At 56.6% G+C, this 19,422-nt stretch carries 22 protein-coding genes; 7 read left to right on the top strand and 15 right to left on the bottom strand.

Going from position 1 to position 19,422, the window contains the following annotated elements:
- Positions 1-72: 72 nt before the first annotated feature.
- On the bottom strand, positions 73-351 hold the full coding sequence (locus MWU51_RS06525; RefSeq protein ID WP_247035756.1) for a DUF1153 domain-containing protein: 279 nt from the start codon (positions 349-351) through the stop codon (positions 73-75).
- 125 nt (positions 352-476) lie between these two features.
- Between MWU51_RS06525 and mnmA the strand changes: the two genes are divergently transcribed.
- Together mnmA and MWU51_RS06515 are read left to right on the top strand one after the other, a co-directional pair.
- Positions 477-1,631, top strand: coding sequence for a tRNA 2-thiouridine(34) synthase MnmA (gene mnmA / locus MWU51_RS06520; RefSeq protein WP_247035754.1), 1,155 nt, complete (start codon positions 477-479; stop codon positions 1,629-1,631).
- A gap of 98 nt (positions 1,632-1,729) precedes the next feature.
- Complete coding sequence (locus MWU51_RS06515) at positions 1,730-2,218, top strand: DUF2059 domain-containing protein (RefSeq protein ID WP_247035753.1); 489 nt, start codon at positions 1,730-1,732, stop codon at positions 2,216-2,218.
- A gap of 25 nt (positions 2,219-2,243) precedes the next feature.
- Here the strand turns inward: MWU51_RS06515 and lpxB are convergent, their stop codons facing one another.
- The 13 genes from lpxB to pyrH all read right to left on the bottom strand — a co-directional run bounded on the left by lpxB (position 2,244) and on the right by pyrH (position 14,913).
- Entirely contained in the window at positions 2,244-3,419 is a 1,176-nt protein-coding gene (gene lpxB / locus MWU51_RS06510) for a lipid-A-disaccharide synthase (protein WP_247035752.1), read from the bottom strand.
- Positions 3,416-4,234 (bottom strand): UDP-2,3-diacylglucosamine diphosphatase LpxI, encoded by an 819-nt coding sequence (lpxI, locus tag MWU51_RS06505; RefSeq protein ID WP_247035751.1) that lies wholly within the window; start codon positions 4,232-4,234, stop codon positions 3,416-3,418. Before lpxI ends, lpxB begins: the two co-directional genes overlap by 4 nt.
- Positions 4,235-4,243: 9 nt before the next feature.
- Positions 4,244-5,053, bottom strand: a complete 810-nt coding sequence (lpxA, locus tag MWU51_RS06500) for an acyl-ACP--UDP-N-acetylglucosamine O-acyltransferase (RefSeq protein ID WP_247035750.1) — start codon at positions 5,051-5,053, stop codon at positions 4,244-4,246.
- 3 nt (positions 5,054-5,056) lie between these two features.
- On the bottom strand, positions 5,057-5,524 hold the full coding sequence (fabZ, locus tag MWU51_RS06495; RefSeq protein WP_247035749.1) for a 3-hydroxyacyl-ACP dehydratase FabZ: 468 nt from the start codon (positions 5,522-5,524) through the stop codon (positions 5,057-5,059).
- 80 nt (positions 5,525-5,604) lie between these two features.
- The gene (locus MWU51_RS06490; RefSeq protein ID WP_247035748.1) at positions 5,605-6,372 is read right to left on the bottom strand and encodes an OmpH family outer membrane protein; all 768 of its coding nucleotides are present in this window, start codon (positions 6,370-6,372) and stop codon (positions 5,605-5,607) included.
- Complete coding sequence (gene bamA, locus MWU51_RS06485; protein WP_247035746.1) at positions 6,326-8,680, bottom strand: outer membrane protein assembly factor BamA; 2,355 nt, start codon at positions 8,678-8,680, stop codon at positions 6,326-6,328. Before bamA ends, MWU51_RS06490 begins: the two co-directional genes overlap by 47 nt.
- 250 nt (positions 8,681-8,930) lie before the next feature.
- Entirely contained in the window at positions 8,931-9,059 is a 129-nt protein-coding gene (locus tag MWU51_RS17050; protein WP_281502645.1) for a hypothetical protein, read from the bottom strand.
- Between the two features lie 127 nt (positions 9,060-9,186).
- Positions 9,187-10,527: an RIP metalloprotease RseP gene (gene rseP, locus MWU51_RS06480; RefSeq protein ID WP_247035745.1), complete on the bottom strand. Its 1,341-nt coding sequence runs from the start codon at positions 10,525-10,527 to the stop codon at positions 9,187-9,189.
- Positions 10,528-10,561: 34 nt separating this feature from the next.
- Positions 10,562-11,752, bottom strand: a complete 1,191-nt coding sequence (dxr, locus tag MWU51_RS06475; RefSeq protein WP_247035744.1) for a 1-deoxy-D-xylulose-5-phosphate reductoisomerase — start codon at positions 11,750-11,752, stop codon at positions 10,562-10,564.
- A 13-nt stretch (positions 11,753-11,765) separates the two neighbouring features.
- On the bottom strand, positions 11,766-12,584 hold the full coding sequence (locus MWU51_RS06470) for a phosphatidate cytidylyltransferase (protein ID WP_247035742.1): 819 nt from the start codon (positions 12,582-12,584) through the stop codon (positions 11,766-11,768).
- Positions 12,585-12,706: 122 nt separating this feature from the next.
- Positions 12,707-13,456: an isoprenyl transferase gene (locus tag MWU51_RS06465; protein WP_247035741.1), complete on the bottom strand. Its 750-nt coding sequence runs from the start codon at positions 13,454-13,456 to the stop codon at positions 12,707-12,709.
- A gap of 47 nt (positions 13,457-13,503) precedes the next feature.
- Positions 13,504-14,070, bottom strand: coding sequence for a ribosome recycling factor (gene frr, locus MWU51_RS06460; protein ID WP_247035740.1), 567 nt, complete (start codon positions 14,068-14,070; stop codon positions 13,504-13,506).
- Positions 14,071-14,223: 153 nt separating this feature from the next.
- Complete coding sequence (pyrH, locus tag MWU51_RS06455; RefSeq protein ID WP_247038739.1) at positions 14,224-14,913, bottom strand: UMP kinase; 690 nt, start codon at positions 14,911-14,913, stop codon at positions 14,224-14,226.
- 211 nt (positions 14,914-15,124) lie between these two features.
- Between pyrH and miaA the strand changes: the two genes are divergently transcribed.
- The 4 genes from miaA to MWU51_RS06435 all read left to right on the top strand — a co-directional run bounded on the left by miaA (position 15,125) and on the right by MWU51_RS06435 (position 18,124).
- Entirely contained in the window at positions 15,125-16,024 is a 900-nt protein-coding gene (gene miaA, locus MWU51_RS06450; protein WP_247035739.1) for a tRNA (adenosine(37)-N6)-dimethylallyltransferase MiaA, read from the top strand.
- A gap of 205 nt (positions 16,025-16,229) precedes the next feature.
- Complete coding sequence (locus MWU51_RS06445) at positions 16,230-17,036, top strand: AraC family transcriptional regulator (protein ID WP_247035738.1); 807 nt, start codon at positions 16,230-16,232, stop codon at positions 17,034-17,036.
- A 144-nt stretch (positions 17,037-17,180) separates the two neighbouring features.
- Positions 17,181-17,726 (top strand): VOC family protein, encoded by a 546-nt coding sequence (locus MWU51_RS06440; protein WP_247035737.1) that lies wholly within the window; start codon positions 17,181-17,183, stop codon positions 17,724-17,726.
- A 50-nt stretch (positions 17,727-17,776) separates the two neighbouring features.
- Positions 17,777-18,124, top strand: a complete 348-nt coding sequence (locus MWU51_RS06435; protein WP_247035736.1) for an antibiotic biosynthesis monooxygenase — start codon at positions 17,777-17,779, stop codon at positions 18,122-18,124.
- An 8-nt stretch (positions 18,125-18,132) separates the two neighbouring features.
- On the opposite strand, the gene MWU51_RS06430 is transcribed toward MWU51_RS06435, so the two are convergent.
- On the bottom strand, positions 18,133-18,666 hold the full coding sequence (locus MWU51_RS06430; protein WP_247038737.1) for a lytic transglycosylase domain-containing protein: 534 nt from the start codon (positions 18,664-18,666) through the stop codon (positions 18,133-18,135).
- A gap of 287 nt (positions 18,667-18,953) precedes the next feature.
- On the opposite strand from MWU51_RS06430, the gene ssb reads away from it, so the two are divergent.
- The gene (gene ssb, locus MWU51_RS06425; RefSeq protein ID WP_247035734.1) at positions 18,954-19,418 is read left to right on the top strand and encodes a single-stranded DNA-binding protein; all 465 of its coding nucleotides are present in this window, start codon (positions 18,954-18,956) and stop codon (positions 19,416-19,418) included.
- Positions 19,419-19,422 lie beyond the last annotated feature (4 nt).

The following is a 19,422-nucleotide window of genomic DNA, read 5'->3' as shown; positions in this document are numbered from 1 at the left end:
AAAGTTCGCAGTCAGCATCTCGTGAAATGGTTAACCACACGTTACCCATGCAGAACTTTTAGCGAAAACAATCTATGGTTGTCTATACCTTTGTAGCGATGTCGCTTTCAAAGCCGCTTCACCATGGTCGGAAACTGCCTTGATCCACTCTGCCAATTCTTCTTCCGACAACGCATAAAGCTCTTGCGCGTCTTTTTCGGAAATCAACCCGGACATCACGCCCCGCACAACCGCTGCTTTGCGACTGGCCACCCAACGCCGCGTGGTTTTGGGAGGCAGATCAGCGCGGGTCATGACTGACCCATCCGGTAGGGTCACAGCGCGCGGCCCCTCTACTTTTTTTAAAAACATATTCAGCCCTCACGTCTTGGTCTGTGACAATTTTCACCCCGTACACTTAAAGAGACGTGAAGCTGCCCCTTGTTGTTCGTTCGAATTTTCATATATTCCGTCATTCTTCTCGAAAGGATTTGGTCATGTCCACGGCCGTGAAAATGCAAGACGCTCCGGTGGTGAATTCGCTGGGATTCGCCAAACCGCCCGCCGAGACCCGTGTCGTGGTCGCGATGTCGGGTGGCGTGGACAGTTCAGTCGTGGCTGCGATGCTGGCCGAAGAAGGCTATGACGTGATCGGTGTGACCTTGCAGCTTTATGACCACGGCGCGGCCTTGGCCAAGAAAGGTGCGTGCTGCGCCGGAATCGACATTCACGACGCCCGACATGTTGCTGAAAGTATGGGGTTTCCGCATTATGTCCTCGACTATGAAAACATCTTCCAAGATGCCGTGATCGAAGAGTTTGCCGACAGCTATCTGGGCGGGGCCACCCCTGTGCCTTGCATCCGTTGTAACGAGCGGGTGAAGTTCAAAGACCTGCTTGAAACCGCGCGCGATTTGGGCGCTGATTGCATGGCGACGGGACACTATATCCAACGCGTGGATGGTACAGCCGGGCCTGAACTTCACTGCGCAGCCGATCCCGCCCGCGATCAAAGTTATTTCCTGTTCTCGACCACGCCAGAGCAGTTGAATTACCTGCGGTTCCCACTCGGCCACCTGGAAACCAAGGATGAAACCCGTGCGCTTGCCCGCAAATACGGGCTTGAAGTCGCCGACAAGCCGGACAGTCAGGATATTTGTTTCGTGCCCGATGGCAACTATGCCAGCGTCATTGAAAAGTTGCGGCCCGGTGCGGCCGAACCCGGTGACATCATTCACGCCGACGGGCGCGTGCTGGCCCGCCATGATGGTGTTATCCACTACACCATCGGTCAACGGCGCGGCCTTGGCATCGGCGGGCTGTCCGAGCCGCTTTATGTGGTCAAGCTGGATGTGGACACCAAACAGGTCGTGGTTGGCCCGAAAGAGTTGCTGGCCACCCGCACCGTCCCGGTGCGTGAAATCAACTGGTTGGGCGACGAGCCGTTCACCGCGCGGAAGGAGTGGCATTTGGGCGTCAAAATCCGATCGACCCGCCCGCCGCGTGAGGCGATCATCCGCCCGATTTCCGACACAGAGGCTGAAGTTGAGCTTCTAACACCCGAAGAAGGTGTCAGCCCCGGTCAGGCCTGTGTGTTCTATGCCCCGGACGGCCCGCGGGTTTTTGGCGGCGGTTGGATCTGGCGCGGCTAAGCAATTTTTCTCAGAGGGCGCGCCACTTGACCAATGTGTTTGCGGTGCCCTTTTAATGGGTCAAGAATGGGTGGGAAGTAACATGAAAAGGATTTCCCATGCGCAGATTGTTTCCCGCCCTCGCCGCTGCCGCCCTTCTTGGCACGCCGCTTTTGGCTGAAGAGACATATGAACAACGTCTGGCGATCGCCACCGGATATATCGAAGCGACGCTGGAAGACATTGACATGGATGCGATGGTCAAGACCATGTGGCAACCGCTTGTGGCCGATGTGACCGCCAAGGGTATTCCACTGAACGATGGTCAGATTGCCCGGATTGATCAGCTGTATCAGGATGAAATGACCGGTCCGATGTATGACATCATGCGTGATCAGGCTTCCGTGATGGCCGAACTATTCACATTTGAAGAGATCAAGGCCATTCGCGACTTTTACGCCACCGATCTGGGACGATCAGCGATGAGCAAACTGCCGCAGGTCACTGAGCGCCAAACACCGATGGTGTTGAAGATGGTGCAGGAAAAAATGCCCGAGATCATTCCCAAAGTTCAGGCCATCCTGAGCGAAAGCAACGACGCGCAATAAAGTCTGAATTTTGACAGGTGGCGTGTCAGATGGCTTGCCTTTGCGTCACCACGTCCAGCACCGAACGCGCCGCCCGAAGGCCGGGAGCCTCACCCCTTTTGCCGAGACGGTCCATGGTCAATGCCATCGCGTCTTTCTGGGCCGAGGGGTCGGCCAGCGTCGACAGCAGCGCCGGGGCGATCAGATCTGGCGCGCAGTCGCGACCCAAAAACTCGGGCACAACGCGCGTCTCAGACACCAGATTGACCAACGTAACTGTGTCCACCTTTAACAGACGTCCGATCAACAATCGGCTCAGCCAGTTCATATCATAGGCAATCACCATCGGCGTTCCAGCAGCGGCCAGCTCAAGTGACACCGTGCCCGATGCCGCAAGCGCCACATCGGCCGCGCGAAACGCTACCCGTTTTTGATCTGCTTGTTCTGCGGGGATCAGGATCGGACGCACAGGCCAATTGACCGTCACGTCCCGCACCAGCCCTTCCACGCCTTGTGCCACCGGAAGCGCAACCTTCAAACTAGGGTGGTCGTGTTGAACGCGGCCCAAACTCTTTCCAAAACGGTCCGCGAGCCGCGTTACCTCGCCTTTGCGCGAACCGGGCAACGCCAGAATCAGAGGGCCATCATCAACCCCGTGCAGTTCGCGAAACGCCTGTGCCTCAGCGTCCGAGGCCACAGGTTCGGCCACGACCGGATGGCCGACAAAGTCACAGCTCATCCCCGCAGCTTCCATATAGGGAGGCTCGAACGGCAGAAGCGCCAGCACATGATCGATCCATTGCGCCATCTTCTCCGCCCGTTTCGGACGCCAGGCCCAGACCGAGGGCGCGACGTAATGCACCGTGGGAATGTCGTGTCCAAAGGTCAGACCTTCGACCTCGTCCTCTTTGACGATCCGCGCCACACGCAGACAAAAATCTGGGCTATCTATGGTGATCAGAACATCGGGATTGGCACCTATCACCGCCTCGGCGGTTTCGCGAATGCGCCGTTTCAGGTGAAAATACTTGGGTGCAACTTCCGCAATGCCCATGATGGACAATTCGGACATCGGAAACTGCGACTGCAGTCCCTCCGCCGTCATCGCGCTCCCGCCAACGCCCAGAAACTCGATATCGTCTACAAGCGTCTTCAGCCCTGCCATCAGCGCAGCCCCCAGCCGATCACCTGATGGTTCGCCCGCAATCAGAAAGACCTTCATGACCCCGCCCCGCGCACATCCAGAAACAGGTCATGAGTCTTGATCAGCCGCGTCACCTCGTCCTGCTCCATAACGATGACGTCCCCTGCCGGGATCACGATGCCCCCCAAACCAGCGGCGGCGACAGCCTGGATGGTTGCGGGGCCGATGGTGGGGATGTCCATGCGACTGTCCTGCCCCGGTTTCGACCGTTTTACAAACACGCCGCGTGCGCCTTGCTTCAGATGTTCTGGAGTTTCAGAGACAAAACGCAGCATGGCGTCGGTGCCTTGAATGGTCTCGATCCCCAAACATTGCCCCCCTGCCACCACGGCTCCCTGCGCCAGGTCTTCCGCGACCAATGTCGACAAAATGGACCATGCACGATCTGCATCGCGTCGATCTTGGTCACTGGGTGCGCGTCCAATGATTGTCTCGTCAAGACTTAGCCCCTGCGCCACATCCGTTGCGGCGACAACCTGAAATCCCTGTTCCTCGAAAACCTCGGCCACCAGACGCAAAAGCGCATCATCACCCTTGCCCAACACGGCCTTAACCCGCGGAAACAGACCCAGCGTGACTCGGTCCATCCGCAAAGGGTTCAGCTTGGGCCGATCGACCTTGCCGGCAAAAACCACCCGAGCAACCCCTGCCCCGCGCAGAGATTTGAACAGGGCTCCCAGCTTTTCATAACTCGCTTCGACCAACTCATACCCGTCCGGAACTGCCACATCGACGCCCTTGATGGTGACGAACAGCGCATTCGGATTGCTGGCGGCAATACGGTGCGGCAAGTCCCCGGTTCCGGCGATGATGGCAAGGCGGTCGGTCGTCATGGCTGCTCGCTATTTTGGGGTCAGGAACCCACGATCGCTGTCACCGGTGATAAAGGCGACCAGTTCGCGGACATAGTCACTGTCTGCGCCGTCCATCAATCCGGCGGCGCGATCTCGGAACGATCCCTCGCCTGTTTTCAAACCATTCAGCGCGGCTCGTAACGCCGATATGTCGCTGCGCGCCACTCCGCGCCGCTTCAGCCCGACAAGGTTCAGCCCATCCAGTTCCGCGCGCGGCCCCTGCACCAACCCGTAAGGCAACACATCTGCGGTGACCATCGACAGTGCCCCAATGATGGCTCCGCGTCCGATGCGGATCCATTGATGCAGACCAGACAGACCGCCGACGATCACATCGTCTTCAATGACCACATGACCAGCCACGGCGACATTGTTCACCAGAATGACGTTATTGCCGATCTGTGCGTCATGGGCGACATGGCAACCCGCCATAAACAACCCATCATCGCCGATCCGAGTGACAAACCCACCACCAGCAGTGCCAGTGTTCATGGTGACGTGTTCGCGGATGCGATTGCGTTTGCCGATTACAAGCCGGGTGTCTTCGCCCGCAAATTTTAGATCCTGTGGGATCTCGCCGATCACCGAAAATGAAAAGATCACAGTGTCATCACCGATCTCGGTATCGCCCGTGATCACCACATGAGACTTCACCTCGACCCCGGTGCCGATCTGGACATTAGGTCCGATCAAACAAAATGGCCCAATCCGACAATTGGCACCGATTACGGCGCCGTCTTCAATAATGGCACTGGCATGAACCTCAGCAGTGGGATCAACGCCCCCTTTGGCAGTCATTGGTCAGCCTTTCCCACCAGTCACGTCGATCATCGCCATGAAGGTCGCCTCGCAGGCCAATTCATCGCCGACCATCGCACGTCCGTCGAATTTCCAGACCTTGGCGCCGCCGCGAATGGTGGTCACATGTAGTTCAAGCACATCGCCCGGCACCACCTTTCGACGGAACTTGGCACTGTCGATGCCCATGAAATACACGACCGCACCCGATCCAACCAACCCAAGCGACAATGACACCATCACCGCCGAGGTCTGCGCCATCGCCTCGATGATTGTGACCCCCGGCATGATCGGCAGCCCCGGGAAATGACCTTGAAAATGCGGCTCGTTCATCGTGACCATCTTAATGCCCTTGGCAAACTCCTTGGCGCGGATATCTTCAACCCGATCCACCAGCAAAAATGGATAGCGATGGGGAATACACTGTTGGATCAACTGAATATCGGCGGTGCTGGGCACGTCTGATGTCATGTTCACGTCCTTTGAATAAGGGGCTCTTGGTGGCCCAGTCCTAACTGACTATCAGTCTGGAACGGCTGAAACAATTGCAATCAGTTCTCGGTTGATGTGCTATCCGGGGTCACGTCGCCCAAGGGAAAGGCAGGCATTTCTGGCGCTGGCTGATCCGGATTGGAAGTCTCTCCCGCAGGGGTTGTGGATGCGCCGTCTTGAATATCGCGTCCGTCACCCAACACTTGATCAATGCGCTCAACGGCAAGTTTGGTGATATCAATATTTCGGGTCGTCAGCAAAATGGCGCGACGATCCAAGATCACAACTGCGCCCAATTCGCGCACAAGCTGACCCAAAATCGGACCGATCCGATCAAAGAATGCTGCTTGTTCGCGCTCCAGCGTTCGAACGAATTCCTGCTCGCGCTCGGTTCCTTCTGTCCGCAATGCCTGAACTTTTTCGTCGAAGGCTTTAGCGATCTTGCGAAATTCTTCGGGCGACATGCTGTCCCGCTTGTCGGTTAGTTCGCGTTCTTCCTTCACCAACGCTTCTTCGACTTTTCGCGTTTCGCTGGCCAGCCGCACCCGTTCGGTTTCGACCGTTTCGACCACCCGGCGGCCGTACTGCGTGTCTGAAAACAGGCTTTGCCGATCAATGGTTACGATTTGGGACACGACACTGCCCGCTTGCTGGGCAAGCACAGACGCGGGAACGGATCCGAAAACAAATCCCGCAGCCAGCGTAACCGGGCAAACGACCCCGATGGCATGACGCCGCAAGCCGCAAAATGCGTATCGCAGCGTCTTCCAGATCAATAGATCAGAACTGTGCCGAGATCGTAAGTTCGAAGCTGTTTTCTTCGTCATAATCTTCCTTGGCCAACGCGTGCGAGAAGTTGAAACGAAGCGGACCAATCGGCGTGTCCCAGAAGATCGACGCTCCGATCGAGGAACGCAAATGTGCGCTATCATCAATCGTGCCACCCAACGTGTTGTCCAGACCCCACAACGTACCCGCATCAAGGAAAAGACCGCCGGTGATGCCGTATTCTTCCGGCAAACCGACCGGGAATTGCGCCTCAAGTCGAGCGACGGCAAACTTGTTGCCACCCAGAGTGTCTTGGTTGATCGCGGTCAGGTCACGAGGGCCGATCCCGTTGGTTGCAAAGCCGCGCAGCTTGGACGGGCCAAGACGGAAGCGATCGGTCACACGGGATGACGCACCATCAAGACCGTGAAGGATCCCGCCTTCGACAGTCGCCGTCAAAGTCACCTGATCATTCCAGATCTTGGTCTGGGCCTGCGCCAAAGCGGTTGCTCTTGCGTATTGGTAATCTGCACCAAAACCGCCAAGATCCCCGTCGAACTGCAGAAGATATCCACGGTTGGGATCCAGTCCCGTACGCCGTGTGTCATAGCTCCACGTCAATCCGACGCCTGCGCCTACTTGTCGGCCACGCGCGCTTTCGTTCTTCAGGACTTGCGAGCTGTCAGCATCGACATCAGTGATCTCTGCACCGTCGCCATAGACGCGCAACCCGAGCCGGGAGTATTCGCTGATCGGGAACGAGATTGATGGCCGTAGCGCCAAAGACCGCGTATTATAGAAAGACGATGCAAATGCCGTTTCCTGATAATAGGCTTCGAACCCCAGTTCCAGATCGCGATCCAGGAAATTAGGCTCAGCAAATTTGAACGAGAAACTCGATGCATCCTCGCCGCTTGAATAGCTGGCACTGATAAATTGCCCACGTCCAAGGAAGTTGCGCTCTTTGAACGCGATGTTCAGACCAAACCCGTTTTCCAGACTATAGACACCGCCGAAGCTAAGCGAACCGGTTGGGGCTTCTTCAACGTCAACGTCGATCACAACCTGATCCGGGGCCGACCCTTCACGCGCCTCGACATTTGAGTTTGAGAAATAGCCAAGTGCGCGCACACGCTCTGCGGCTTCGCGAATCTCGCGTGGGTTAAACGGGTCGCCTTCAACCACACGAAACTGGTTGCGCACAACGCGGTCCAGCGTGGTTGCGTTGCCTTCAATGTCAATTCGCTCGACAATGATGCGTGGGCCGCGGACAAGAACCAGATCAATGTCCAGCGTGCGGGCGCGCTCGTTGCGGGTCACGCGCGGTTCAACACGGACAAAATCCTGACCATTGCGAATGGCCAAACGTTCCATGCGCGCAATTGCGTTGTCCATCAGCGCGGGGCTGTAGACAACACCGGAACGCAATTTATGCACCGCCTGATAGTCAGCTGCGTCTACGCCCGTCACTTCGGACGAGGTTGTGATGTTGCCAAACCGGAATTGCTGTCCTTCCTGCACCGAAAAGGTGATGAAGAAAGCATCGCGTTCGCGGGAAAATTCGCTTGTGACACCCGTAGTTTTGAAATCCACATAGCCACGCGACAGATAGAAATCGCGCAGAACCTGTTTATCAAACTCGATCCGTTCGGGCGCATAAGTGTCCGCACGGATCAGGGCACGCAGGATGCCAGCTTGTTTGGTTTCAAGAACCCGCCGCAGACGGCTGTCGGAAAACTGTCGGTTGCCGACGAAAGACAGACGCTCGACTTCGACATTCTTACCTTCGACAACTTCGAACACCAGATCAACGCGGTTGTTTGATCGTCGGATAATTTTTGGCGTGACCTGTGCGGCCAACCTACCTTGCGCCTGATAGACCTCGGTGATGGTTTGAACGTCCAGCTCTGCATTGGCCGGGTTATAAACCTGGCGCGGCTGAGATTTCAGCAGCGGGGAAAAAATATCATCTTTGACTTTCCGGTTCCCTTCAACCGACACGACATTGATTGTGGGGTATTCGCGAACCTTCACAACCAGAGTGTTGCCGCGCGGGAGGATCTGGACATCTTCGAAAAGACCTGATCCGACAAGTCGTTGATAACCATCGTTCAACTGCGCTGCCGAGACTGTTTCCCCTTGAGCGATTCCCAAATAGGACAGAATGGTAGCAGCTTCGATCCGCTGCGTGCCTTCAATCTCGATCCGTTGGAACGCATAGGATTGCGCGACAACGACCTGAGGTGCTGTGACCGTAACACCGGAAATTGCAAGAAAAAATGCCAGTCCGCTGCTGGTCAAAAGACCTTTTGCACCGCGCCCTGTTGTTTTGAAACGGTTGCTGCTCAACCCCTTATCAAATGTCATCGTATCTACTTTCCCCAGACATCCCAGTGCCAATGTGGATAAGGGGTTGTGACGGTCTTGTCAAAGCGCGAAAGCAGACTTTCGAAGGGGGGCGGCAAGGTGCCAATTCAACGGTCAGAATAGGAGTGGTTGGGTGCATAAGCTGTGCAGAGCAAATTGCCCTTTGGGGCAACACTAATACCGTGCACAGCCTTGCTGCGGCGGGTTGAGTCAACGATGGCGCCAGGCAGAGTGTCTGACCAGACTTAAGTTACAGAAAGCTGTGCAACGCCGCACTTAAAACCAGCGCTGCGGAGATTGCGCCCGCGAAGAAAAAGCGGTCCCAGTTCAGATCAACCAAAACAGTAAGTGCGGTTGATCCGCGATCTGCCCTGTCCATAATCAAATCCTTTCAACGAGTCGCGGTAGGCGACACGTCAAAAGATAAGTAAGGATTACGGCGTCACCGCTACAGAAATGTGGCAAGATTGTGGCGCACGCTGTTTTTCCGGGAACTTTTGGATGTTCTACGGACAAAACAGGTCGTTTGTGACCCCAAACACCATCAAGGACAGCACCAGCGACAGGCCAATCGCCAACAAGACATTCAGCACTTTGTCGGACGGCGCTTTGCCGGTCACGGCCTCCCACGCATAAAACACTAGATGACCACCGTCCAACACCGGGATCGGAAACAGGTTCAGCAGGCCGATGGCTGTGGACAGCATTGCGATAAAGCTAATGAAGCTAGTCGCCCCCAAAGACGCCGCCTGCCCCGAGACCTGAGCGATGCCGATCGGTCCTGACAAGTTGCAGCTTGAGATCGCGCCGGTGATCATATGCCAAAGCCCCGACAGGCTGGCATTGATGATATAGATCACCCGATCGGCACCGGAAACAAGGCTTTCCCATACCCCCGGCGTGCGGGTTGCCGGCTCAAACACCATTCCCGACGTAATACCGATCAGCCACCGCGTTTCAAACCCGCCATCGGCACTGGGGATGTCCTGCCGCCGTGGAGTCAGTGTCACCTCAAGTGGCGCACCATCGCGCACGATTCCCAAAGTCAGGGGCTCGCCTTCCCCGTTCACCACAATTTCGCGCAGCGTGTTGAAGGTGGGCACCGGCGCACCATCGACCGTCGAGATAAAGTCGCCATCTTGCAGCCCTGCATCTATTGCGGCTGATTGCGGGCTGACCGAGCCAACAAGAGCGGGAAACGGATGCGTAGCGGTCAGATTGATCACTTGCCCATCGCGACGAACCTGATAGTCGATCATTGCCGTATCAGGCAGTTGTTCGACCAGTGTGGCAAAGTCCGCCAAAGGTGGTGTTTCAATTCCGGCAATCGACAGGATCTCATCACCGGACCGCAGCCCGTCTTCCATTCCCGGTACGTTCAGCGGTTTGGCAACCGAAAGCGGATCGCGCGCTACACCTGTGGCCAGAGCCAGACCCGCGAAAATGATAATCGACAGGATAAAATTGAAGACCGGTCCTGCAGCCACCGTGGCCGCCCGCGCCCAAAGAGGGGCACCGTGCATCGTATGACGGCGTTCTTCGTCGCTCATCGCAGCTATTGCACCCTCGTCGGCACTGCCTGACGCCACATTCGCATCGCCGCGAAACTTCACATAGCCACCAATCGGAAGAGCCGCGATCTGCCAACTGGTCCCGTGCTTGTCCTTTTTCGAGGCCAGCACCGGCCCCATCCCGATCGAGAACACATCCGCCTTGATCCCGGTCCAGCGCCCCACGATGTAGTGGCCATATTCATGCACCGCCACAATCACGGTCAATGCCGCCAGGAACGCCAATATCGTAAAGGCGAGGTTTCCGAAATCGGGAAGCAACCCGGTCAGTTCCATGGGGTGTCTCTCCTGCTCTTGTTCTTTTGGCCGCTTACACTGCGGGGCGGGTGTCGATAACCAGTTGGGCGGTTCTGCGTCCCATTTGGTCGGCGGCACGCACATTATCAAGGGTCATGGCGCCCTGCATTAGGGACACATCTGCGTCAAGCCAGGTCAGCACCTGTTCCACCACCTCTGCCATGTCCATGAATCCGATGGCCCCGGCAATGAAGGCGTCCAGGGCTTTCTCTTTCGCCGCATTGAAAATCGCGCCACTCAGCCCACCTGTGGCCATCACCTCGCGCGCAAGGCGCAAAGCGGGGTAACGGGCTTCGTCGGGGGCACGAAACTCCAGCGTGGCGATCCGGGCCAGGTCCAGCCGATCCACCGGCAGATCGCGCCGATCCGGCCAATGCAACGCGTATCCGATGGCATGACGCATGTCCGGCGCCCCCAGATGCGCCATCAAGGCACCATCATTGAACCCCACCAAAGCATGAACCAGGCTCTGCGGGTGCACGAGCACCTCGATCTGATCTGGTCGAAAATTGAAAAACTCTTTGGTTTCTATCACTTCCAGCGCCTTGTTGAACATCGAGGCACTGTCGATGGTGATCCGCTGCCCCATGTCCCAATTCGGATGGGCGCTGGCCTGTTCCAACGTGGCCTGCGCCAGCCTGTCCAGCGGCCAGTCGCGAAACGCCCCGCCCGAAGCGGTGATGATCACCCGTTCAACCGCCGCCATGTCTTCACCAACCAGACCCTGAAAGACCGCCGAATGTTCGCTGTCTACTGGCAAAATGCGCGCATGATGGGCCTTGGCGGTGGCCATCATCAGCGGCCCGGCGGTCACAAGGCTTTCCTTGTTGGCCAGCGCAAGGGTGGCGTGCGCTTCTAACGCGCGCAATCCGGGCAAAAGTCCCGCGGCTCCGACGATTGCAGACATAACCCAATCGGCAGGTCGGGTGGCCGCTTCTTCAATTGCCACTTCACCCGCCGCGGCGTCAATCCCAGATCCAGACAAAGCATCGCGCAGGGCGGGCAGTTTATCTTCATGTGCAGTGACGGCGATATCAGCATCCAGCCGGATCGCATCCCGCGCCAATTGCGACACGTTATGTCCGCCGGTCAGCGCCACCACGTCATAAGCGTCCGGATCACGGGCAATCAGGTCGATGGTGGATTGCCCGATGGAACCGGTCGCCCCAAAAATAGAGACCCTGCGCTGCGCTGTCGGTGTCATACGCCCTGCCCCGTCATCCAGTCGAGATCATGAGCCATGCGGCACCTGTGAGCAGCAGAAGCACCGCCGAGGCACCGATCATCGCATCAAACCGATCCAACACGCCGCCATGGCCGGGAATAAGCTGCGAGCTGTCCTTCACATTCACTTTCCGCTTGATCGCGCTTTCAGCAATGTCACCCATTTGACCGGCGAAGGCGATCAATGGTGCAAACATAGCCTCGGTAGGGGTAAACACCCCGAAACCGGCCCCGATCAACCCGATCAACAGCGCCCCGACCCAGCCCGCGATCGTGCCAGACCATGTTTTCTTAGGGCTGACGCGTGGCCAGAACTTTGGTCCGCCCACGGTGCGCCCGACGAAATAGCCTGCAACGTCAGACATGATGATGATCAGCAGAAACCAAATCAAAACATCTCCTGGTCCGATGACGACAAATCCAAGTCCCGCCAACATGATCAGACTGCAATAGCCCAGAAACAACACCTTGTGCTGCTTGATCAATCCCGCACCCAACAGCGGTGGAATCAGTAAGAGAAGTGACTTGGTTGCGATCACGTTGCCGAACGGGCTGTTTGGGGCGATCTTGTAACCTACAAGGAACGTGGCGATCGCTGCCAAACCACCCAACAGAACATAGATGCGTGGTGGCGTAGGATGCAGCAAACGGCCAAGTTCTCCGACACACAATCCGATCACGATGCTGATCATGATCAGGTAAATCGGGTTACCCAACGCAACAGCCAAGACCGCAACGCCCGCCATAACGACGGCTGAGAGCACTCGCGGTGCCAGATCGGACCATTTCGATGAAGGATTGGGGCTTGTCATGCGGGGTTTATGGCACTCACACGCCCGGCCCTCAAGCGGTTGATCGCGCGGGTGTCGGGCAATGGGACGGCGTGGCGCAAATGTCGCGCTCTGTTGGGTCAATCAACGTCGTATCTTAAGAGTTATTCGGCGGCGGTCTCTACCGCACCGAACCGACGCTCGCGCCCGGCAAAGCGGTCAACCACTTCTTCGAACACTTCGGCTGAAAAATCAGGCCACAGCGTGTCAATAAACTCGTATTCCGCATAGGCGGATTGCCAGAGTAGGAAATTTGAAATCCGAGCTTCACCTGACGTTCGGATCACAAGATCAGGATCGGGTAAAACGCATGTATCCAAATAACTTGTAAGCGTTTGCTCATTAACGCTTTCAGGGTCAAGCTTGCCCGCAGCCACATCCAACGCCATGCGGCGCGTTGCACGCGCGACTTCGTCCCGCCCACCATAGTTCAGGGCGATGGTCAGATGCACGCGGTCGTTGCCTTCGGTCATAGCTTCCAGCTCGTGCATCAGGGCGATCAGCTTCTTGTCCAGCCGGTCCCGATCACCGATAAAGCGCACCCGAACGCCTTCCGCCAAAAGCGCACGCGCTTCTTTCTGGATATAGCGGCGAAACAAGCTCATCAAACCCGCAACTTCGGTTTGGGTACGCTTCCAGTTTTCGGTCGAGAACGCAAAGATGGTGATGTATTTCACGCCCAGATCCGGGCAGGCTTCGACAATCTCGCGCACACGTTTGGCACCCGCGTGATGACCGAAAAGCCGCGGTTTCCCACGGCTTTGCGCCCAACGGCCATTGCCATCCATAATAATGGCAACGTGATCAGGCGACTTTTGCGCCTTCTCTGCTTTGTCCGCGGCTTTTCTGCCCATCGACATGCCCAATTCTGTTTTTTAGATCACATTCACCCGTTATAGGGTCAGACCTGCATGATCTCTTCTTGTTTTACCTCAAGAGCCTTGTCGACGTTACCAACAAATTTGTCTGTCAGGCCCTGCACTTCATCATGCCAGAATTTGTGATCATCTTCACTCATTCCGTCATTTTTCGCTTTTTTAAGCTGTTCCATGCCATCACGGCGAACGTTGCGAATAGAAACGCGCGCGTGCTCGGCATATTGCGCGGCGACACGGGTCAATTCGCGACGACGCTCTTCGTTCAATTCGGGGATCGGCAACATGATGATGGTGCCGTTCAGCTGCGGATTGATACCCAGTCCGCTTTCGCGGATCGCTTTCTCAACCGCGTTGACCATGCTTTTGTCCCAGACATTGATGGTCACCATACGTGGCTCCGGCACGTTCACAGTGCCGACCTGGTTGATCGGTGTGCGCTGGCCGTACGCTTCGACCATGATCGGCTCCAGCATGGAGGCCGAAGCGCGTCCCGTGCGCAATGACGCGAATTCCGTTCTGAGCGATGCAATCGCACCATCCATCCGGCGCTCCAGATCACCCATATCCAATTCAAAATCTTCGTTTGCCATCTTGTGGCTTCCCCTTGTCTTCTTCTCGCATATACGTCCGAGCGTCTTTCGCCCGGTATAACGCCAGCAGCCATTAGATGTATAGGCTGGTTCGCCGAACCCTGCGCGGTGTTTCAACGGTTGGCGAAAAATCGCCCCACCTATCTCTGTCCGTCAGCTGCCCACGCGGGTATATGTGCCCTCGCCGGACAGGATGCCCCGGAATCCACCCGGCTCATCCAGCGAAAATACAATGATCGGCAAGTTATTGTCACGTGCCAACGCAATCGCCGACGCATCCATTACACCCAGCCGTTTGGCCAGAACATCGTCATAGGAAACATGGTCATAACGCACGGCATCCGCGTTCTTGACTGGGTCTTTGTCATAAACTCCATCGACCTTCGTTCCCTTAAAGATCGCCTCGCAAGCCATTTCATTTGCTCGCAAAGTTGCCGCTGTATCAGTGGTGAAATACGGGTTTCCTGTGCCCGCAGCAAAGATGCAAACTCGGCCTTTTTCAAGGTGGCGCACAGCACGGCGGCGAATATATGGCTCGCAGACCTGATCCATCGGAATAGCCGAGATCACACGGGTAAAGACACCCAACCCTTCCAGCGCGGATTGCATTGCCAGCGCGTTCATGACCGTGGCAAGCATTCCCATATAATCGGCAGTCGTACGCTCCATTCCCTGGGCTGAACCTTGCAGGCCCCGGAAAATATTACCGCCGCCGATCACCATGCAAATCTCGACGCCCATGTCGTGCACGGACTTGACCTCTTGCGCGATGCGTTCGACGGTGGGCGGGTTCAGACCGAACCCCTGATCCCCCATCAGCGCTTCGCCGGAAATTTTCAACATGACGCGGTTATAGGTCGGTTGCGGGATGTCTGCGTCGCTGTTTGACGCGTCCGTGTCCGGAACCCCTGAGGCCTGATCACTCATCGGTTGCCACTTTCTGGTTGTCGTGATTGTTTTGGCGCAAAATGACCGATCGACGCACATTATTCAATGCGCGATCCACGTCCTAAGTCAAAAAAGCCCCATCGGGGCACGATGTGCACGAGGCCACATGTCCGAGACCCGAATAGACATACCGACCATCGCTAAAAGCGTGCCGAAAGACCGACCGGTGTTGATTGCAGGGCCAACCGCGTCCGGCAAATCAGCCTTGGCCATGGCCATCGCCGAGGCCTCAGGTGGGGTGATCGTCAATGCCGACGCTCTTCAGATTTTCGAGAACTGGCGTATCTTGACCGCCCGTCCTTCGCCAGAAGAGGAAGCCCGCGTGCCGCACAAGCTCTATGGGTATGTGCCGCGCAACTATCCCTTCTCTGCCGGACATTGGCTGCGTGATATAGCCCCGATCCTGAAAGGTCCGCTGCGTCCAATTATTGTCGGAGGAACCGGCCTGAACTTGAGCGCCCTGACCGAGGGACTGGCCGACATCCCCCAGACACCGCCCGAGATCCGCGTCGAAGGCGCACGACGTATGGCCGAGGGGGGGATACCTGCCCTTTTGGCTGATCTGGACACCGCGACCCTTGACCGGATCGACTGGCAAAACCCGGCCCGTGTGGCTCGCGCCTGGGAAGTGCAGCGCACCACCGGTCGCGGGTTGGCCAGTTGGCAGGACAGCACACCGCCACCACTGCTGCCGCTCTCTGATACCTGTCCCTTTGTGCTTCATACCGACCGGGATTGGTTGCGTGACCGTATCGCACGCCGCTTTGATCTGATGTTGGAACAGGGCGCGCTTGACGAGGCGCGCGCCAACCTTCCCCATTGGAACCCCAAGGATCCGAGCGCAAAGGCCATTGGCGCCGCCGAACTGATCGCGCATCTGAAGGGCGAAATGACGCTGGAGGACGCGCGCAATCGTGCAATTGTCGCCTCGCAGCAATATGCCAAGCGGCAAAGGACTTGGTTTCGCAAAAGGATGGGCAACTGGCAGGTGATTCCCCTGCCCTAACAACGGCGACCGGGCATCACACCCCGTAGGACCGTTGTCATTTCTGCATCAATCCGCCGAAACCCGATCATTTGTCGCCCTGAATCTGTGGACAAGCTGTGGATAACACAGTTGTCGGAAAAAATCTTGGGACAGCAGCGCGTTTTTACGATACCCATGTTACGTTACTATTTATTGCCCGTATTAGACGTCTGACGCTGAAACTATGACAAAATCCGATACTTTTTCATCGCCCTTCCGTGTCTTGCCGCTTGCCCGGTTGGCCAGTGGTGGCAGGTGGCGCACTGAAGCGATGCGATCCTATGGCGCACCGGTTCTTTTATGGTTCATCCGTGGCCAGGGCCGGATCACCGTCAATGGTGTCACCGCCGGTTATGGTCCGCACAACTGCCTGTTTTTGCCCGCCGGCACCATGCACGGATTCGAAATGTCCAATCAGGTCAACGGCACCATCGTGGTCTTCCCGCAAGGCAGCGAAGATGTTCTGGCCTTGCCGGATGAAGCCGTTCATATGCGTCTGCGCGAAGCCGACAAGCAAATGGTTTTGAACAGTCTTGTTGACGACCTGCAACGCGAGATGGAGAAAGGCACGGACACCGCCCACCGTGCCCTGATGTGCCACGCAGGCCTGTTGTCTGTATGGCTGGAACGGCAACTAAACGACACCAAGGTCGAACATTCTGAAATCGGGGCGACAGGACGGCTGGTCAATGCCTTCACCGCGCTGGTTGAACAAGAGTTTCACACCGACAAGACGGTGCGCGACTATGCGGCCGAACTGGGCGTCACACCCACCCATCTGAGCCGAGTGTGCAACAAGACCTGTGGGCGTCCGGCATCAGCCATTTTGCAAGATCGCATTCACTACGAAGCACGCCGTTTGCTGACCGAAACGCATATCCCGATCAAGGATATCGCGGACTCGCTTGGCTTTGCCTCAGCGGCCTATTTCACCCGGGCCTTCCAGAAGCAAACCGGCACCACGCCATCCGCTTTTCGTAAAGGCGGATAACCCCCAGGGTGCTTTCGCATCCCTTCGTTGACACCCCCTCTACCCTTACAACGCCGTCAAACATGGTCTGGTATTGCCTGCTTACCCTTTTCGTTGCATTTGCAACGACTTTATGTTAGTTAACAGTGAAACTAGGAGGATACAATGAAGATTGAACAGATTCACCATGTTGCCTATCGCTGTAAGGACGCAAAGGAAACTGTTGAATGGTATGGGAAAATGCTGAATATGGATTTCGTTTTGGCAATCGCCGAGGACCATGTTCCATCGACCCACGAACCTGACCCGTATATGCATGTCTTTCTGGACGCCGGGAACGGCAACGTTCTGGCGTTTTTTGAGCTTCCGACAAAAGCCGAAATGGGACGCGATCCAAACACGCCGATCTGGGTTCAGCACATCGCCTTCAGAGTGAAAGACCGCGACGAGCTGATTGAGTTCAAAGAACATCTTGAGAAGGAAGGTGTCGAGGTTCTGGGGGTCACCGACCATTCGCTCTTCCATTCTATATATTTCTTCGACCCCAATGGGCACCGGGTCGAACTGGCCTGCCCCGACCCTGAAGAAGACGCGATGTTGGCTCGTATGGACGAGGTTAAATGGGAGATGCTGAACGAATGGGCCAAGACCAAACGTGCGCCCAAACACGCTGAATGGCTACATAAGAAAGAGCTGTCCGGGGTAGAATAAGCAAGACCGCCACTCTAGTCTGGGCGCGATCCAAATAAGGCCACGCCCAGATGACCCAATCCCGTTTCGCACCCTTGCCAACTCCCCCTTACTACGCGGTGATTTTCACCAATCAACTGGCCGAAACCGCGCCGGGATATGATGCGATGGCAGATAAGATTTTCGAGCTTGCGCAAACCCAACAGGGGTATCTGGGCGCTGAGACCACTCGTGACGCCACAGGTCTTGGGATCACCGTGTCCTATTGGGCGGATGAAGCCGCAATTCAGGCGTGGAAGCAGGTGTCAGAGCATCTGATCGCACAGAAGCTGGGGATCAAGGGCTGGTATGAAAGATACAATCTTCGTGTAGCAAAGGTTGAACGCGCGTATTCCGGGCCGCAGGGCCGATCCGTCTAAATGTCCGCTTAGCCGCCCAAAATGGCGCGCACATAGCCGCGCGTTTCTTTATAGGGCGGCACCCCTGAATATTTTTGCACGGCTTCCGGCCCGGCATTATATGCCGCAAGGGCCAGTTTCCACGACCGGAACCGATCATATTGCTGGCGCAGGTAACGTGCTCCGCCCTCAAGGTTTTGTGCAGGGTTATGGGGATCGACGCCCAGTTTGCGTGCCGTGAAGGGCATAAGCTGCGCCAATCCAATGGCACCGGCATGGCTTAACGCGCGTGGATTCCAACCGCTTTCCTGCTGCACCAATCGTAAGAACAGGTCTTGTGGAATGCCGTGGCGTTGTGCGGCAGCTTTTGCCAGAGCAAGATACTCGCCCTTGTATTTTCCGGTGAAGGACGGAATGCCATAAGCCGGCTCGGCGTCTTTGTTCGGGGTCAGACGCGTGCTGGCCGCATATTGCTGGGCCGCGCGTGTATCCAATACACGGGTTTGCGACGCAAAGGCGGCCCGCCCACCCGAACTCGAGAAAAGGTTGTCTGCAAACGCCATTTCGCCAATCGGCGCGATGCCCGCTGCAAGACCCAAAACAGCACCATACGTCTTCAAAAAAATCTTGCGCGACATACCTGTCCCCTGAAATCCTCGGGCGCAATATACGCAACTTCGGCTTTTTGGGGAAGAGGGTGCGGCATTTTGCAAAACCGGGCTCGGTATGGGCAGGAAATACCGCCCGTCTGGGCAGGTTAATCTAATGGCTTTATGGGGATTTCCGTTTTCAACTGTGCCACCACATGGTGTAACCATGAGGTCGAATTACAGAATCGAAAGGACGACGGATGGCGGGTTCGCTTAACAAGGTCATGCTCATCGGCAATCTGGGCGCTGACCCGGAAGTGCGCACATTCCAGAACGGTGGCAAGGTGTGCAACCTGCGCATCGCCACGTCAGAAACCTGGAAAGATCGAAACACTGGCGAGCGGCGTGAGAAGACCGAATGGCATTCGGTTGCAATCTTCCAGGAAGGTTTGGTCCGCATCTGCGAGCAATACCTGCGCAAAGGATCGAAGGTTTTCGTCGAAGGCAAACTGCAAACCCGCAAGTGGCAAGACCAGTCCGGCAATGATCGCTACTCAACCGAGGTTGTGTTGCAGGGATTCGACGGCACGTTGACGATGCTGGACGGCCGCGGTGAAGGCGGTGGCGGCGGTAATCAAGGCGGTGGCAATCAGGGCGGCTATGGTGGCGGCGATCCCGGCCCTGCCCCAGCTGGCGGCGGTTTCGATGACGAAATCCCGTTCTAGATCA

It is taken from the genome of Aliiroseovarius sp. F47248L (assembly GCF_023016085.1).
GTDB lineage: Bacteria > Pseudomonadota > Alphaproteobacteria > Rhodobacterales > Rhodobacteraceae > Aliiroseovarius.
Note: the sequence above shows the minus strand (reverse complement) of the source record. Positions and strands in the feature narration are given on the sequence as shown.

Excerpts from the sequence above, each read along its gene's own strand:
- ssb (WP_247035734.1), top strand. The coding sequence starts at position 18,954 with ATGGCGGGTTCGCTTAACAAGGTCATGCTCATCGGCAATCTGGGCGCT.
- pyrH (WP_247038739.1), bottom strand. The coding sequence starts at position 14,913 with ATGTTGAAAATTTCCGGCGAAGCGCTGATGGGGGATCAGGGGTTCGGT.
- lpxB (WP_247035752.1), bottom strand. The coding sequence starts at position 3,419 with ATGAAGGTCTTTCTGATTGCGGGCGAACCATCAGGTGATCGGCTGGGG.
- MWU51_RS06515 (WP_247035753.1), top strand. The coding sequence starts at position 1,730 with ATGCGCAGATTGTTTCCCGCCCTCGCCGCTGCCGCCCTTCTTGGCACG.
- dxr (WP_247035744.1), bottom strand. The coding sequence starts at position 11,752 with ATGACACCGACAGCGCAGCGCAGGGTCTCTATTTTTGGGGCGACCGGT.
- rseP (WP_247035745.1), bottom strand. The coding sequence starts at position 10,527 with ATGGAACTGACCGGGTTGCTTCCCGATTTCGGAAACCTCGCCTTTACG.
- MWU51_RS06525 (WP_247035756.1), bottom strand. The coding sequence starts at position 351 with ATGTTTTTAAAAAAAGTAGAGGGGCCGCGCGCTGTGACCCTACCGGAT.
- MWU51_RS17050 (WP_281502645.1), bottom strand. The coding sequence starts at position 9,059 with ATGGACAGGGCAGATCGCGGATCAACCGCACTTACTGTTTTGGTTGAT.
- lpxA (WP_247035750.1), bottom strand. The coding sequence starts at position 5,053 with ATGACTGCCAAAGGGGGCGTTGATCCCACTGCTGAGGTTCATGCCAGT.
- miaA (WP_247035739.1), top strand. The coding sequence starts at position 15,125 with ATGTCCGAGACCCGAATAGACATACCGACCATCGCTAAAAGCGTGCCG.
- MWU51_RS06490 (WP_247035748.1), bottom strand. The coding sequence starts at position 6,372 with ATGACGAAGAAAACAGCTTCGAACTTACGATCTCGGCACAGTTCTGAT.
- bamA (WP_247035746.1), bottom strand. The coding sequence starts at position 8,680 with ATGACATTTGATAAGGGGTTGAGCAGCAACCGTTTCAAAACAACAGGG.
- lpxI (WP_247035751.1), bottom strand. The coding sequence starts at position 4,234 with ATGACGACCGACCGCCTTGCCATCATCGCCGGAACCGGGGACTTGCCG.
- MWU51_RS06430 (WP_247038737.1), bottom strand. The coding sequence starts at position 18,666 with ATGGCGTTTGCAGACAACCTTTTCTCGAGTTCGGGTGGGCGGGCCGCC.
- MWU51_RS06445 (WP_247035738.1), top strand. The coding sequence starts at position 16,230 with ATGACAAAATCCGATACTTTTTCATCGCCCTTCCGTGTCTTGCCGCTT.
- MWU51_RS06465 (WP_247035741.1), bottom strand. The coding sequence starts at position 13,456 with ATGGGCAGAAAAGCCGCGGACAAAGCAGAGAAGGCGCAAAAGTCGCCT.
- mnmA (WP_247035754.1), top strand. The coding sequence starts at position 477 with ATGTCCACGGCCGTGAAAATGCAAGACGCTCCGGTGGTGAATTCGCTG.
- fabZ (WP_247035749.1), bottom strand. The coding sequence starts at position 5,524 with ATGACATCAGACGTGCCCAGCACCGCCGATATTCAGTTGATCCAACAG.
- frr (WP_247035740.1), bottom strand. The coding sequence starts at position 14,070 with ATGGCAAACGAAGATTTTGAATTGGATATGGGTGATCTGGAGCGCCGG.
- MWU51_RS06435 (WP_247035736.1), top strand. The coding sequence starts at position 17,777 with ATGACCCAATCCCGTTTCGCACCCTTGCCAACTCCCCCTTACTACGCG.
- MWU51_RS06470 (WP_247035742.1), bottom strand. The coding sequence starts at position 12,584 with ATGACAAGCCCCAATCCTTCATCGAAATGGTCCGATCTGGCACCGCGA.
- MWU51_RS06440 (WP_247035737.1), top strand. The coding sequence starts at position 17,181 with ATGAAGATTGAACAGATTCACCATGTTGCCTATCGCTGTAAGGACGCA.